Annotated in this window: 12 protein-coding genes; 2 read left to right on the top strand and 10 right to left on the bottom strand. The window is 66.5% G+C overall.

Annotated elements, in window-relative coordinates:
- Positions 1–98: 98 nt before the first annotated feature.
- Both ACTJJX_RS29375 and ACTJJX_RS29370 read right to left on the bottom strand, forming a co-directional pair.
- Complete coding sequence (locus tag ACTJJX_RS29375) at positions 99–875, bottom strand: ferredoxin--NADP reductase (protein WP_003110878.1); 777 nt, start codon at positions 873–875, stop codon at positions 99–101.
- A gap of 106 nt (positions 876–981) precedes the next feature.
- The gene (locus ACTJJX_RS29370; protein ID WP_003121339.1) at positions 982–1980 is read right to left on the bottom strand and encodes a DctP family TRAP transporter solute-binding subunit; all 999 of its coding nucleotides are present in this window, start codon (positions 1978–1980) and stop codon (positions 982–984) included.
- Positions 1981–2307: 327 nt separating this feature from the next.
- Between ACTJJX_RS29370 and ACTJJX_RS29365 the strand changes: the two genes are divergently transcribed.
- A complete protein-coding gene (locus ACTJJX_RS29365; RefSeq protein ID WP_003112793.1) occupies positions 2308–3432 on the top strand; it encodes a methyltransferase in 1125 nt (374 codons plus the stop codon).
- Here the strand turns inward: ACTJJX_RS29365 and ACTJJX_RS29360 are convergent, their stop codons facing one another.
- The 5 genes from ACTJJX_RS29360 to ACTJJX_RS29340 are packed head-to-tail and all read right to left on the bottom strand — an operon-like array spanning position 3433 to position 9596.
- Complete coding sequence (locus ACTJJX_RS29360) at positions 3433–4008, bottom strand: nucleotidyltransferase family protein (protein ID WP_016852134.1); 576 nt, start codon at positions 4006–4008, stop codon at positions 3433–3435.
- Positions 4008–4979 (bottom strand): XdhC family protein, encoded by a 972-nt coding sequence (locus tag ACTJJX_RS29355; protein ID WP_016852135.1) that lies wholly within the window; start codon positions 4977–4979, stop codon positions 4008–4010. The genes ACTJJX_RS29360 and ACTJJX_RS29355 overlap by 1 nt, the downstream gene beginning before the upstream one ends.
- Positions 4980–4982: 3 nt before the next feature.
- Positions 4983–6230 carry a cytochrome c gene (locus ACTJJX_RS29350; RefSeq protein ID WP_003116295.1) on the bottom strand — a complete coding sequence of 416 codons (1248 nt, stop codon included), beginning with the start codon at positions 6228–6230 and terminating at the stop codon, positions 4983–4985.
- A 2-nt stretch (positions 6231–6232) separates the two neighbouring features.
- Entirely contained in the window at positions 6233–6772 is a 540-nt protein-coding gene (locus tag ACTJJX_RS29345) for a (2Fe-2S)-binding protein (RefSeq protein ID WP_003094903.1), read from the bottom strand.
- On the bottom strand, positions 6765–9596 hold the full coding sequence (locus ACTJJX_RS29340; RefSeq protein WP_016852136.1) for a xanthine dehydrogenase family protein molybdopterin-binding subunit: 2832 nt from the start codon (positions 9594–9596) through the stop codon (positions 6765–6767). Before ACTJJX_RS29340 ends, ACTJJX_RS29345 begins: the two co-directional genes overlap by 8 nt.
- Before the next feature lie 310 nt (positions 9597–9906).
- On the opposite strand from ACTJJX_RS29340, the gene ACTJJX_RS29335 reads away from it, so the two are divergent.
- Positions 9907–11118, top strand: a complete 1212-nt coding sequence (locus ACTJJX_RS29335; RefSeq protein WP_016852137.1) for an MFS transporter — start codon at positions 9907–9909, stop codon at positions 11116–11118.
- Between the two features lie 159 nt (positions 11119–11277).
- On the opposite strand, the gene ACTJJX_RS29330 is transcribed toward ACTJJX_RS29335, so the two are convergent.
- The 3 genes from ACTJJX_RS29330 to ACTJJX_RS29320 all read right to left on the bottom strand — a co-directional run.
- Positions 11278–11667: a hypothetical protein gene (locus ACTJJX_RS29330; protein WP_003106768.1), complete on the bottom strand. Its 390-nt coding sequence runs from the start codon at positions 11665–11667 to the stop codon at positions 11278–11280.
- A 302-nt stretch (positions 11668–11969) separates the two neighbouring features.
- The gene (cdrB, locus tag ACTJJX_RS29325; protein WP_003094915.1) at positions 11970–13676 is read right to left on the bottom strand and encodes a two-partner secretion system transporter CdrB; all 1707 of its coding nucleotides are present in this window, start codon (positions 13674–13676) and stop codon (positions 11970–11972) included.
- Positions 13677–13738: 62 nt separating this feature from the next.
- The coding region (locus ACTJJX_RS29320; protein WP_440782046.1) for an MBG domain-containing protein at positions 13739–14626 on the bottom strand (888 nt) is incomplete at its 5' end.

The following is a 14626-nucleotide window of genomic DNA, read 5'->3' as shown; positions in this document are numbered from 1 at the left end:
CGGCGGAACAATGAAAAAGGGCCCGAACGGGCCCTTTTTCATTGCCGGACAACACGCCGGGCGGCGGCGCTATCCGCCGCTACTGCGCGGGCAAGCACCTACCAGTAGTTCTCCACCGCCACCTGCCCCGGGCGCCGCGTCAGACTGAGGTTCATGCCGCGAGCCTTCAGCACGGCGCGGGTGTCCTCGATCATCTGCGGGTTGCCGCAGAGCATCACCCGCGAATGCTCCGGGGTCAGTTCCAGGTCGGCGGCACGCTCCAGATCGCCGTTCTCGATCAGCGTGGTGATACGTCCGTTCAGGCAACCGGGTACCTGCTCGCGGGTCACCACCGGAATGAACTGCAGCTTGTGGGCATGCTCGGCCAGGTATTCGCGCTCGGCGAGGCCGGCGATCAGCTCGCGGTAGGCCAGCTCCTTGCTCTCACGCACGCTGTAGACCAGCTTGATGCTTTCGAAGCGCTCCCAGACCTCGAAGTCCTGCAGGATCGAGACGAACGGCGCCACACCGGTACCGGTGGCCAGCAGCCAAAGGTCACGACCATCCACGAAGCGGTCGAGGGTGAGGAAGCCGAAGGCCTGGCGATCGACCAGCAACTGGTCGCCCTCGCGCAGGCGGCTGAGTTCGCTGGTGAACTCGCCGTCCGGGACGACGATGGAAAAGAAGTCGAGGAATTCGTCATGAGGCGCCGAAACCATCGAGTAGGCGCGCCAGACGATACTGCCGCTGGGCTTGTACACGCCGAGCCGGGCGAATTGCCCGGCGCGGAACCGGAATCCCGCGTCACGGCTGGTACGCAGGGTGAACAGGTTGGGAGTCAGAGGCTGCACGTCGAGCAGCGTCTGGCGGGTGAATTTCTCTTCGCTGGCGGTCATGGTCCGCTCCGGATACCGATACTCCCCTAGTGTCCCGCAAAGCACCCGGCAGAAACACCCGCAAGGCTTGTGGCTATCCCCGCTGACGGGAATAGCCAGCGGCCGATCAGCGCTTGCGGTTGACCACCTGGGCCGCGCGCAACACGTCACTACCGATCTGCGCCTCGTAGTTCTTCCACAGCGGCTTCATGGCGTTGCGCCAGGCCTCGTGCTCTTCCGCGCTGAGGCTGACCAGGCGGCTCTTGCCGGCTGCCAGCAGGTGCTCGCGCTCCTTCTGGTTGAGCGCTTCGGCTTCCTTGTTCACCACCAGAGTGACCTCGTCGACGATGCTCTCCAGTTCGGTGCGGGTCTGGTAGGGAATGCCGGTCCAGAACGCCGAACTGGTGATCAGCATGTAGCTGAGCGCGCCGTGATTGGTCTCGGTGATGTACGGCTGCACGCTGTCGATCTTCTGTCCGGCGAGGTTCGACCAGGTGTTCTCGGTGCCCTGCACGCTGCCGGCCTGCATGGCCTTGAGGGTCTCGGCGTAGGACAACTGCTTGGCGGTGGCGCCGAGCATGGCGAACTGCGCTTCCAGCACCGACGACGGCTGGATACGGAAGACCAGGCCCTTGGCATCGTCCGGCCGGTGCAGCTCGCGAGTGGCGGAAAGCTGCTTCATGCCGTTGTTCCAGTAGGCCAGGCCATAGATACCGTGCTTGGCCATGGAGCGCAGCAGTTCGCGGCTCTTGTCGCGCTTCTGGAAACGCTTCAGGGCCTCCAGGTCATCGAACAGGAACGGCAGGTCGAACACCTGGAGTTGCTTGGTATAGGGCTCGAACTTGGACAGCGAGGTGGCCAGCATCTGCACCTTGTTGGCGCGCAGGGCCTCGATCTCGTCGGCGTCGCCGAACAGCGTCGAGTTGGGGTAGACCTCGACCTTGACCTTGCCCGGCAGACGCTCCTCGGCAAGCTTCTTGAACAACAGCGCCCCCTTGCCCTTGGGCGTGTCGTCGGAGACCACATGGGAGAACTTGATCACGATCGGGCCGGCGTCCTCGGCATGGGCGACGGCGGAAACGGCGAACAGTGCGGCGAGCGCCACACCGACAAACGGCTTGAACATCGATGTACCTGTGCGATGGCAACGACGAGCCCCGCGACGGCTCGCACGGGTCTCGTTCGGGAAACGGGTTGGGTGACGGTCACCGCTCGAAGTGGCGAAGGCGCCCGTCCAGGCGCTACCGGGTCATGACAGGCGCTATCGAAGCCCTAGCCCGGTTATTATTGGCGTGCCCGGCTGGATGACTCGTCGGTAAGGAAACGACTAACCAGAGCCGGGTAAAGAATTTTTCGGCATATCCGTGTGCCGCACAAGCTGGAGAACTCCAACCAGCTCTCAGTTTCGACAGATTGTTAATTGACGAGCGGGATTCGCCCCGCCGGGAACCCGATGCCTCTATTCGCCACCCCCTTCGCCCAGCTCGACCTGGTCCGCCAGCCCGAGCAGGACGGCGAGCCCCTCCAGGCGTTCGATGCCGCCGACGAATACCTGCTCAACCAGTTGCACGAACGGGGCGTGACGGCGCAATGCCGGGTGCTGGTCCTCAACGACGCCTTCGGCGCCCTCGCCGCGAGCCTGGCGCCGCACGTCCAGGTCACCAGCAGCGGCGATTCGCACCTGGGCTTCCTCGCCCTGCGCAAGAACCTCGCGCGCAACGGCCTCGACCTGGGTTCGGTGCGCTTCGTCCCGGCCAGCGAAACCGCCGTGGGGCCCTTCGATCACGTGCTGGTCAAGGTGCCGAAGACCCTCGCGTTGCTGGAGGAGCAACTGATCCGCCTGCACGGCCAACTGGCACCGGGCGCGCAGGTCGTCGCCGCGGGGATGGTCAAGCACTTGCCGCGCGCCGCCGGCGACCTGCTGGAACGCTACATCGGCCCGATGCACGCTTCGCTGGCGGTGAAGAAGGCCCGCCTGCTGATCGCCGAGGCAGCGGAGCGCCCGCAACCGCGCTCGCCCTATCCGACCCGCTATCGCCTGGAGCAGCCGCCGCTGACGCTGCTCAACCACGCCAACGTATTCTGCCGGGAGGGTCTCGACATCGGCACCCGCGCCTTCCTCCCGCACCTGCCACGCAGCCTCGGCGCGCTACGCGCCGCCGACCTGGGCTGCGGCAACGGGGTGCTCGGTATCGCCTACGCGCTGCTCAACCCGCAGGCCGAGCTGGCCCTGGTGGATGAGTCGTACATGGCCGTGCAGTCGGCGCGGGAAAACTGGCGAGCGGCGCTGGGCGAGCGGCCGGCGACGTTCCGCGCCGACGATGGCCTGGCCGGCCAGGCGGCGGGCTCGCTGGACCTGGTCCTGTGCAACCCGCCGTTCCACCAGCAGCAGGTGGTCGGCGACTTCCTCGCCTGGCGCATGTTTCTCCAGGCTCGCGATGCCCTGGCGGCGGGCGGCGAACTGTGGATCGTCGGCAACCGCCACCTGGGCTACCACGCCAAGCTCAAGCGGCTGTTCCGCGGGGTCGAGCAGGTCGCGGCGAATCCGAAGTTCGTGATCCTGAAAGCGGGAAAATAGTCAGCCGAGCGCCGCCGGGGTGTCCACGTCGCGGAGTACGCCCGGATCGTCGCACGGCACCTCGCACCAGGCCGGACGATGGGCCTGCAGCACACGGCGCGCGCCCTGGTCGCCGTCCAGTTGCGCAAGCGCGTCCCAGAAAGCGCGGCCGAACAGCACCGGATGGCCGCGCTGACCGTCGTACAGGGGAAACACGATGGCTTCGGGAGTGGCCATCGCGGCCAGACGCTCGAGGGTATCGGCGGCGATCCAGGGCATGTCGCCGAGCAGGACGGCGATGGCCCGGGCCGGGCTGTTCCTCGTCGCCGCGACGCCGGCGGCCAGGCTGTGGCCCATGCCCAACGATGCATCGAGGCTGTGGACAAGCCGCTGCTGCGCCGGCAGGCCCAGGCTCGCCGGGGTGTCTCCGGCACGCACCACCACCCGCACCTCGGCGAACGCCTCGCGCGCCCGCGCCACGCTGGCCGCCAGCAGGGTCGTGCCATCAGCCAGGCGCGCCAGGCGCTTGTCGCTGCCGAAGCGGCGCCCCTGCCCGGCCGCCAGGACCAGGCACAGCACCTCGTCGGCGGCGACCATCAGAGCCGCTCGCGGGGAATGCCGTTGCGGATGCGGAGAATGTCCGCCAGCACCGCCAGGGCGATTTCCGCCGGCGTCTTGCTACCCAGGTTGAGGCCGATCGGCGCGTGGATCCGCGCCAGTTCGGCATCGCCCAGGCCGCCGATGCGCCGCAGGCGCTCGAAGCGTTTCTCCGAGGTCGCCCGCGATCCCATCACGCCGATATAGAAGGCTTCGGTACGCACCGCCTCGAGCATCGCCAGGTCGTCGATCTTCGGATCGTGGGTCAACGCCACCACCGCCGTATCGGCGTGGCAACCGCCGTCGGCGATGAACAGCGAGGGCAGCTCGCGACGGATCTCGATGCCCTCCAGCAGCACGCCGCGCAAGGCTTCTTCGCGCGGGTCGCAGAGGATCACCTCGAAGCCCAGGCCCTTGCCGAACTCGGCGCAGGCATGGGCGACGCTGGAATAGCCGGCCAGCAGCAGGCGCTGTGCGGCGCCGACGCGCAGGCGCACGCGCTCGCCGTCGCGCTCAGCCCGAGGGCCGTGGCTGGAATCGTCGCGCAGGCTGCGCGCGCCGCTGCCCAGCTCGACCTCGCGGAGCAGGCGGCGCTGACCAAGCAACGCCGACTCCAGCTCGCGCAGATGGGCCTGGATATCGCAGTCCGGCGCCAGGTTTTCCACCAGTACGTCGAGGATGCCGCCGCAGGGCAGGCGGATGTTCGAGTTCGGGTCGTCGGCCTCGCCGTAGCGCACGATCACCGCGGGATCGGGGAAACCGCCGGCGGCGACCCGTTCGAGGAAATCATCCTCGACGCAGCCGCCGGACAGCGAGCCGATCCATTCACCGCTGGCGTTCACCGCCAGCAGCGATCCCGGCGCGCGGGGCGCCGAGCCGTAGGTCGTGAGCACGGTACAGAACCACACCCGTTCGCCGCCCACGGACCACTTCAGCGCCTTGCGGACCACCTGTAGATCGAGGTGTTGCACGATTCACTTCACCTTGACGGTATGCGCCGAAGCGCTCTCCATCTTCAATTGCGCGACCTGTTGGGGACCGAGGTCACCGGGCAATCCGCCCCAGGTCTGGCGCAGGTAGTTGAGCAGGTCCGTGAGTTGCTCGTCGTCGAGTTTCCCGGCGAAACCGGGCATCGGTTGCATGCGTTCGAAGCCGGTGAACTGCTGTTCGACGATGCCGTCTTCGATCACTCGCAACAGATTACGCGGGTCTTGCAGGCGCAGGGTAGTGTTGCCGTTCATCGCCACCGCGATATGCGGCTTGCCCTCGCCTTCGCCGCCGTGGCAGCCGGCGCAGACGTTGAGGTACTGCTGGCGACCGCGCTTGCCGCTGTCGTTCAGCTGCGCCTCGGGCAGCGCCTGGACCACCTTGGCCGGCGGCGGCTGGTCGCCGAGCAGGTAGGTGGCCATGGCTGCCAGGTCGCTGTCGTCGAGGTGCTGGGTACTGTGGTGCACCACCGGGAACATCTCGTTGAACATGCTGCCCTGGGCGCTCATGCCGTGCTTGAGGAAGCTCGCCAGGTCCGGCTGGGTCCAACCGCGCGCGGCAAGGTCACCGGGCAGCAGGCTGGGCGCCAGGTAGCCGTTGAGCAGGCCGCCGCTCAGGCGCTTGTCCTGCTCCAGGGCGCCGGCCAGGTTGCGCGGGGTATGGCACTCGCCGCAGTGGCCGAGCACCTCGACCATGTACTGCCCGCGCTTCCAGGCCTCGCTGCGCCCTTCCTCCGGCTGCAAGCGCACGCTCTTGCCGTAGAGCAGGTTCCAGCCGGCCAGGCCCATGCGCACGTTGAACGGGAAGCTCAGGCTGGTCTGCGGCGCCGGCCGGGCGATCGGCTCCTGGGCCATCAGGTAGGCGTAGATGGCGTCGGCATCCTCGCGCTCGATCAGGTGATAGGAGGTGTAGGGCATCGCCGGATAGAGGTAGGCGCCGTCCTTGCGCTTGCCCTCGGTAAGAGCGGCGAAGAACTCGTCGGCGCTGTAGGCGCCGATGCCGTGTTCCTTGTCCGGGGTGATGTTGGTTCCGTAGATGGTGCCGAACGGCGACTGGATCGGCAGCCCGCCGGCGAACGGCGCGCCGCCCTCGGCGGTATGGCAGGCCATGCAGTCGGCGGCGCGGGCGAGGTATTCGCCGCGCTTGACCAGCGCCGCGTCGGCGCCGGCGGCGGAGGCCAGGAACGGCGACAGCGCGGCCAGCGCCAGGGCGAGGCCGGAAAGGGTGCGCTTCATCCTCAAGCCTCCTTGACCAGGCCGAGTTCGTCGAGCACGTCGCGGGTGGCGCTGTAGTAGCGCACGTAGCCGGTGCAACGGCAGATGTGATGGCCGAGGCTGTCCTCGATCGCCTGCTCCAGCTCGCTGCGCTTGATCGGCTGGCGCTGGGCTTTTTCCACCAGCACGGTGGCGGCGTTGACGAAGCCCGGCGCGCAATAGCTGCACTGGAAGGCGAACTGGTCGACGAACTTCTGCTGGATCGGGTTCAGCTCGCGGATGTCGCCATTCTCGTCGCGCTGGGCATGGCCCTCGATGGTGCGAACCTTCTTGCCGTCGAAGTAGTGCGCGCCGGTGATGCAGGTGCGCACTTCCTCGCTGGTGCCGTCCGGATTGTCGACGATCACCACGCAGGCATGGCAGATGCCCTGGCCACAGCCCAGGCGCGAGCCGGTGAGGTTCTGGTATTCGTGCAGGTAGTCGATCATCGGCAGGTCTTCGGCGACCTCCACCGGACCGACGGCTTGACCGTTGAGGGTCATCTGGAGCTTGCGGTTAGCCATGGAGGGCCTCCTTGATGCGGGCGGGAGTGATGGGCAGGTCGCGGACGCGCTTGCCGGTGGCGTGCGCCACGGCGTTGGCGATGGCGCCGACCACCGGGATCATCACCACCTCGGCGATGCCCTTGGCCGGATCGGTCGGTGACAGCGGCGGGAGGATCTCCGCCGTCTGGTTCCACACCGCCACGTCCTTCGCCCGCGGCAACCGGTAGCGGTTGAAGTTCCAGTCCCCTTCCGCGGGGCCGCCCTCGTAGAGCGGCATTTCCTCCAGCAGCGCATGGCCGATACCCATGGCGATGCCGCCCTCCAGCTGGCCCTTGACCAGCTCCGGCACCAGCACCCGGCCGCACTCGATCCAGGAATGGTGGTCGAGCACCTGCACCTCGCCGCTGCCCTTGTTCACCTTCAGCTCGACCAGGGTCGCCACCGGACTGTAGTAGGTGACCATCGCGTTGTTCAGCTGGGTCGCCGGATAAGCCGGATTCTGCCGGTCGAGCAGGTGGAAGCCGGCGCTGTTCATCATCGCCTTCTTCACTCCCGGCGCGCCGTCGCCGTACTTCACCGCCATGGCGTCGAGCGGCAGGCGCTCGCGCACGCCATCGATGACGAAATCCGCCTCGGCCCAGCTCCAGCGGTTGAAGCCGTGGACGCTGACACCGGTGACCAGGCCCATCTCGTGGGCCTTCTTCGCCAGCTCGGCGAAGGGAATCGGCGCCAGGCCGTTGCCGGTCAACTGGCCGTCGACCCATACCGCGTTTTCGCGGCGCACCGCATAGGGATTGGCCTGGCCGCCGAACGGACCGCTGCGCCACAGCGCCAGGGCCGCCGGCCACAGGCCGTGGTTGAACAGTACGCGCGCGGCTTCGCGGGTGGCGTGGCTGAAATAGAACGCCGAGTTGGTCGCCGACGACGGCGAGGCCAGCTTGCCGACCCAGCGCGGATCGCGTAGCGCGGCGTCCTGCTCGGCCTGGCTCATCAGGTAGGGATTGCCCTTGGTGGTGAGCCGCAGCTCGGGCCATTCGGTCTCGGCGGTCTTCACCTCGTCCGCCGGACGGCCGAGGAAGTCGCCGACCACGAAGGCCTGCGAGGTGGACATCCCGGTACCGATCTCGGTGCCGATGTGGCGCAGGCTGATGCGCCCGTCGGCGCTGAACTCGATGCTCGCCATCGGCGCCTCGGCGCCGGTGCCGAAGTCCTTCTGGCAAATGGCGAAGCCGACCCCATACCAGTTGTCCGGGTCCTCCGCGTCGAAGCGCTTCTTGCGTGCGTCGCGGTCCTTCCAGACCTCGTGGGCAGCGGCCTTGTCGAGGATCTCGTGCAGGCGCAGGGCACCGGCCGGGACCGCGCCCTGGGTGTTCTTCATGCCCGAGCGCAGGGCGTTGCGACGACGCAGGTCGATGGCGTCGACGCCCAGCCGGCCAGCGATCTCGTCGACCATCATCTCGGTCGCGGCCATGGTCTGCAGGGTACCGTAGCCGCGCATCGAGCCGGCCTCCACGCCGCGCGAATGATAGGCGGTGACCGCCAGGTCGTTCTGCGGCATGTAGTAGATCGACTGCGCGGCGGTGGCGCCCACCGCCGCCACCGAGGCGCTGTAGTTGGCGCGCCCGCCGCCGTCGGCGCTCATGTCGGCGCGGAAGATGCGGAAGCCGAGGTCGTTCCTGTCTACCGCCAGTTGGTAGCGGATGTCGAACGGGTGGCGCTTGATGCCGCTCTGGAACTGCTCGTAGCGGTCGTTGGCCAGGCGCACCGGCACACCCTCGCCATACAGCGCGGCGAGCGCGGCATAGAAGACGAAGATGTTGTTGTCCTTGGAGCCGTAGCCGACGGTATAGCCCGGATGGATGTTGAGCTTCTCCAGGGCGAAGCGCGACGGCTTGATCATGTGCACGCTTTCGTAGGCGACTTCGAACGGGCACTGGGTGGCGACCACGAAGTGCAAGGTCTTGCTCGCCGCGTCGTACCAGCCGTTGCCGTTGTCCGGCTCCAATGCCGCCGGCTCGATCGATGGGGTCTTGTAGCGCTCGTCGAAGACCAGCCAGTCCTGCGGCGGGTTTTCCAGTTGCTCGGCCATGCGCTTGGCATGGAACAGCCCCTGCTCGGTGAGGTCGCCGTGCAGCTTCGGCTCGCGGGTCCATACCGGTTTGCGGTTGAGGATGGTGGGGAACAGCATCGAGTCCTTCAGGCTGGAGAACTCGTCGTCCTCGTAGGGCGTCTTGCCGCCGACCCGGACGAAGCGATAGCTGCCGTAGGGATCGCCCTGGTACAGCGGGGCCTGGGCGCCATAGCGGATCGCCTTGTCGTTGAACTTGAGCTTGAGCTTGGCCCGGCGGAAGCGCTCGAAGTCGTTCCAGATCAGGATCGCCACCGGATGGCCGATGAACATCGGCACCTTGCCCGGCGGCAGGAGCGGATCGGGCGAATGCGCCTCGGGGAAGACGATGCCGTCCTTCTCCAGGTCGGCGGCGGTGACGATACGGTCCGGCTGCAACTCGGCGCCCAGCCAGGAAAGGTCGTGGCCTTCGTAGATGCGGTCGGCGCGAACGGTCTTCAGCAACATGGCGTGGCCTTGCTGCTGCGGCCAGCCGGGCATGTCCCTGGCGCGGATATCGCGGGCGAACACCTTGTTGCCGCAGACCTTGGACAAGGCGTCGTTACGGAAACGGACCTGACCGTTGCCCGCCATCCAGCGCTGGGCGGAAACGGTCACCTGGTTCTCGAACAAGGCAGCGAACGCCTGGCTGCCGAGCGGCGCCAGGGTGACACCCACGCCGGCGATCAACCCGCCCTGGAGAAAGGCGCGCCGGGATATATCACGGTTGGACATGCAAGTTCCTCTGGGTGGTACGGTTCCCACCCATGTCGTTATTCAGGCTTGAACAGCTCGTCCGGACGGACGAGGTGGAGCACGCAGGCGGAAAAACCTGACTCAGGAGTTAATTTTAGCGACAAGTCGCACCCGAGGAAAAGTCCCGTCTACCGCTGGAAGGCCCCATGGACACTCGACTTTGGTCGCCTGCCAGGCCGGCTCCAACCTTTTCGTGCGCTTCTCTGAATCTTCGATTTCGGCAATGGCAACAGCCAAGAGGTAACCACATGTTACTCTCCGCCCTCCTCTCGAAACGCCCGACCCCCGCATGTCCAGCCAACCCAGCTCCCTGCTCCGCCATCGTCCCTTCCTCGCCTTCTGGCTGGCCCGCGTCTGCACCGCCAGCGGCTTCCAGATGCTCACCGTGGCCATCGGCTGGCACATCTACGAACTGACCGGCAATGTCCTCGACCTGGGCCTGGTAGGCCTGGCCGAATTCCTCCCGCGGGTACTGTTCATGCTCCACACCGGGCATGTTGCCGACCGCTACGACCGACGCAGGATCGCCGCCCTCTGCCAGGCCGGCCAGGCCCTGGTGGCGGTGGCACTGGTGCTCGGCGCGGCTTCGGGAGAGATCACCCGCAACATGATCTTCGTCCTCGCCTTCGCCCTCGGTACCGCCCGCGCCTTCGAAATGCCGACCACCCAGGCGCTGCTGCCGAACCTGGTACCGGCCGGGCTGTTCCCGCGCGCGGTGGCCGCTTCGGCTTCGGCGATGCAGGCGGCGACCATTGCCGCCCCGGCCCTCGGCGGCCTGCTCTATGCGTTCGGTGCCTCCTGGGTCTACGTGCCGACCGCGACTCTCTACGTCCTCGCGTGCGTCCTGACGCTCAGCCTGCCGGTACGCAACCAGCCGCTCACCCAGGGCAAGGCCACCCTCGACTCGCTGCTCGCCGGCATCCGTTTCATCCGCAGCCGACCGGACATCTTCGGGGCAATCTCCCTCGACCTGTTCGCCGTGCTCCTCGGCGGCGCCACCGCCCTGCTCCCGGTGTTCGCCAAGGACATCCTGCTCACCGGGCCCTGGGGCCTCGGCCTGCTGCGCTCGGCTCCAGCGGTGGGCGCCCTGGCGATGTCGTTCTGGCTGGCGCACTTCAGCATCGAACGCAACGTCGGGCGGATCATGTTCCTCTCCGTGGGCATCTTCGGCCTGGCAACCATCGCCTTCGGCCTGTCGAAATCGTTCTGGCTGTCCCTCGGCGTGCTGGTGGTACTCGGCGCCGCGGACATGGTCAGCATGGTCATCCGCGGCGCCTTCGTGCAGCTCGAAACCCCCGACGAGATGCGCGGCCGGGTCAGCGCGGTGAACGGCCTGTTCATCGGCGCCTCGAACCAGCTCGGCGAGTTCGAGTCCGGGCTCACCGCACACTGGTTCGGCACGGTACCGGCAGTGGTCCTCGGCGGGATCGGCACCCTGGTGGTCACCGGAGCGTGGATGAAGCTGTTCCCTAGCCTGGCGCAACGCGACCGCCTGCACTGAGGCCAATGCCGTCGCGCGTCGCTGCCCCGACAGCGGCGTATCGGCGATAACGCCTGGGGCGTTATCCGTCCTCCCCATGGAACACCGCACCTTCTCGGCAATAAGAAAGCCCGGCATCGAGCCGGGCTTTTCTCGCACCTTGCGGCGTGATCCGCGGTGTCAGGCGGGGCGCCGCATCTCCCGATGCAGGCGGTCGACGGTGCGCTCGCTACCGTTGTCGGCCAGGCGCAGATCGACGCGCCCCATGTCCTTGTGCAGACGGTCGACGGTCTGTTCGCTGCCGTTCTCGGCCAGGCGCGCCTCGCGGCTGGTCATGTCGCGGTGCAAGCGATCGATGGTCTGCTCGCTGCCGCTTTCGGCGACCCGGCGTTCTTCCTGGACGCGCGGCGCCTGGGTCTTGCGCAGGCGTTCGAGGGTACGGTCGGAACCGTCGGAGGCGATCAGTTGTTGGGCACCGCGCAGGGCGATGGATTCGACCCGCGGTGCAGCGAAGGCGGCATTGGCGGTCAGGGTAGCAAGGGCGATGGCGAGGATCAGCGGGCGTTTCATGGCAGTGGCTCCAGGTATTCGTTACGTGAGGCCATTCTCTGTTCGGGAAACTCGATTGGAAAACGAAGCGCGCCAATAGTATTCATCGACGTTTGAAATAGTGCGAAGAACCGCTCTAGTACAGGAGTTACAGCAAGAATACGCCTCTCCGACCGGCCTTGGCACGGATTGACGGCATCGATATGAAAAATCGAAGAAATCGAAAGTTTGAGAAGAACACTCGGAATTGAGCACGAACCTCCCTCTCCGCAGAACCGGAGAGGGGCTCCGTCAGCAGCCTCCGGAACGGAGGCCGGCAGGGTTCAGAAGCGCGCCACCACGTTGAACAGGACCCGCGTCTCGCGCTTCCCATCGCGCTGGTCGGCTGGCTCGCCGATGACCTGGCGGGCAATCTCCGGGTTGAACGACAACTGGTCGGTGAGGTTGAAGCGCACCCCGGCACCGATCGAGCCGAGCTTCTGCTGCTCGTCATCGTCCACGTCGAGGTTGTAGGTCTTGCCCCAGTCGTAGAAAGCGTAGGCCTGGTAGCTGCGCAGCCAGCTATAGCCCACCGCCTGGCCATAGCGCGGTTCGAGCTTCAGGGCGAAGCCACGGTCACCGGTGATGTTGCCCGGGGCGAAGCCGCGACCGATCCCGCTGCCGCCGACGCCGAAGCGCTCGCTCGGCAGCAACGGGTCGAAGCTGTACTGCCATTGCAACTCGCCATACACCGACCAGGGTCCGCCGAGCCCTTGCAGACGCCCGATGTTGCCGTTGAGATAGACGAAACGTCCGTCGGCCACTTCGCGGGAACGACGTTCATCGTCCTTCTTGGTCGCGCCCCACATGTCCAGGCCGATGTTGTTGCGCACCTCCGCCAGGTTGATGCCCATCCAGCGGTCGACCCAGTCATAGGTCAGGCGTTGCTGGAACACCCGCACATGGTCACGACCGGGGTTCGAGGCGTCGCTGGCGAAGTCGCGCAGGCGGGTCTCGGTATCCTTCCACTGCAACGCCAGGCCGCCGCTCAGGTTCTGCGAGCGCGAGCGGATGAAGGGATGGTTGTAGGAAATGCTGCCTTCGGTGCTCTTGCTGACGCTGTCGAAGGGGAATACCGAGTCCGGGATGTCCGGGTTGACCTTCGAATAGGAACCCATGATCTGCAGGGTATCGCCGGCGAACATGCCACCCAGCGGCAACGTGCCGCGCAACTGGATGTAGCGGGTGGCATCGCTGAACGGCGAGATCGCGCCGAGCACGTCGATCTGCTCGTAGAAGCCCAGGCGGGAGAACTCGGTGGCGCCGAAGGCCAGGGTGGTCGGGTCGGTGTAGTGCGAGCCGCGGTTGTCGAGGCTGACGAAGCCTTCGTATCGCTGCTGTTGCAAGGCCACGTCGAGGTTCGACGAGCCCAGCGCCTGACCCGGGCTGAGCACGCTCTGCACGTTGACCCCCGGCAGGTCGCCGACCAGCAGCAGGCCGCGCTCCAGGGTATCGGCATCCAGCGGACGTTTTTCGGTCAGCGGCGCGAGCAGTTCCTCCACTCGCACCCGCGGCCCATCGACGGTTCCCTTGATCTGCACGTGTTCGAGGTAACCCTCGATCACCTGCAGGCGTACCTTGCCGCCCTCGATGCTCTGCTCCGGCACCACTACCTGGGTCAACAGGTAGCCGTCCTGGCGGTACTTGGCGGTGAGGCGGTTGGCCAGGTCGACCAGTTCGGCCAGGGACACCTGCTTGCCGAGCATATGCTGGTAATAGGACTCAAGCACCGCCTTGTCATAGCGGGTGTTGCCTTCGATGCGTATCTCGCGCAGTTCGAAGCGGATCTGTTCGCTGCCTTGCGGCGCGACCTGCTTGGGCACCACCAGCGGCGCCTCGGGCTTGGCTTGCGGCTCGCTGCGGGGCTTGAAGCGTTCATCGAGCTGGGATGGCTGTACAGTCCCTGGCAACTCCACGGCGGCGGCGGAAGCAGCCAGCATCCCGCAGCCACAGAGCGTCACCCAGCGAAGCGTCCATTGCGAAGGTTTCATCATTCACCTCGGGCAGATGACGCACTACCGCCCGGAGACGATAGTGCGCATTGCGAAAAGGGTTAGAAATTCAGAGGCTTGTTGAAGCAGCTCCAGTAGTCGGCCAGGTAGCTCTGGTTCGAGCAACCCGCCCCACTCTCGGCCTCTGCCCTGAGCGGACGATCGGTGAACTGCCCCACCCGCTTGGCACTGGCGTCCTCCGCCGGACCCGCGGCGGTAGCCGGCAGCAGGTTAGGATCGCTGACGTCCATGCCCAGAGCGTAGGCGCGCAGGAACGGGTTTTCGAGGAACGGGTTTTCCAGCGTGGTGGTGCGGTAGACCGCATCCCCGGGGGTATCCGGATCGCGCCCCTTCTGCAGTTCGCGCAAGTCGGAGAGCGCTGCCAGTTGCCCCAGGTCGCCCGGCGTGACCGGCAGCGGCAGGATGCTCAGCAGGTTGCCCTGGTAGTTGAGCTGGTAGTTGCCGCTGGTGAGGGCAAGCCCACCCTGGAGGATGTCGTACTGGCCTACGGCTTCGCCGCCCACCCGACCGAGCCCGCCGGCGAGCACCTGACCGGCGCTATCGCCATTCTTCAGGCCGGAAACCTGATAGGTCAGCGCCGGGTCGGCGGTGCCGACCTGCTTGCTCTTGGCATCGGCGAATACGTTGAGCAGCGCCTTGGTGATGGTCAGGTCATTGCCCTGGTAGGCCAGGTCATAGTTGCCACTGGTCAGCACCAGGCCGCCCTGGTTGATACCGTACACGCCCACGTTCTCGCCTGCGGCGCGGTTCAGCCCGCCGGTCAGGATCGAGCCGGCGCTGTCACCGTTCTTCAGGCCGCTGACCTGGTAGGTCAGGCTCGGGTCAGCGTCGCCATAGACCTTGGTCTTGCCGTCGGCGATCACATTGAGCAGCGCCTTGGTGATGGTCAGGTTGTTGCCCTGGTAAGCCAGGTCATAGTTACCGCTGAC

Source organism: Pseudomonas sp. 22490, assembly GCF_052044465.1.
GTDB classification, from domain to species: domain Bacteria; phylum Pseudomonadota; class Gammaproteobacteria; order Pseudomonadales; family Pseudomonadaceae; genus Pseudomonas; species Pseudomonas aeruginosa.
This window is presented reverse-complemented; position numbering and strand designations above follow the sequence as displayed.

Coding starts and splice junctions, on each gene's coding strand:
- ACTJJX_RS29370 (WP_003121339.1), bottom strand. CDS start 1,980: ATGTTCAAGCCGTTTGTCGGTGTGGCGCTCGCCGCACTGTTCGCCGTT.
- ACTJJX_RS29375 (WP_003110878.1), bottom strand. CDS start 875: ATGACCGCCAGCGAAGAGAAATTCACCCGCCAGACGCTGCTCGACGTG.
- ACTJJX_RS29345 (WP_003094903.1), bottom strand. CDS start 6,772: ATGGCTAACCGCAAGCTCCAGATGACCCTCAACGGTCAAGCCGTCGGT.
- cdrB (WP_003094915.1), bottom strand. CDS start 13,676: ATGAAACCTTCGCAATGGACGCTTCGCTGGGTGACGCTCTGTGGCTGC.
- ACTJJX_RS29330 (WP_003106768.1), bottom strand. CDS start 11,667: ATGAAACGCCCGCTGATCCTCGCCATCGCCCTTGCTACCCTGACCGCC.
- ACTJJX_RS29360 (WP_016852134.1), bottom strand. CDS start 4,008: ATGGTCGCCGCCGACGAGGTGCTGTGCCTGGTCCTGGCGGCCGGGCAG.
- ACTJJX_RS29340 (WP_016852136.1), bottom strand. CDS start 9,596: ATGTCCAACCGTGATATATCCCGGCGCGCCTTTCTCCAGGGCGGGTTG.
- ACTJJX_RS29335 (WP_016852137.1), top strand. CDS start 9,907: ATGTCCAGCCAACCCAGCTCCCTGCTCCGCCATCGTCCCTTCCTCGCC.
- ACTJJX_RS29365 (WP_003112793.1), top strand. CDS start 2,308: ATGCCTCTATTCGCCACCCCCTTCGCCCAGCTCGACCTGGTCCGCCAG.
- ACTJJX_RS29350 (WP_003116295.1), bottom strand. CDS start 6,230: ATGAAGCGCACCCTTTCCGGCCTCGCCCTGGCGCTGGCCGCGCTGTCG.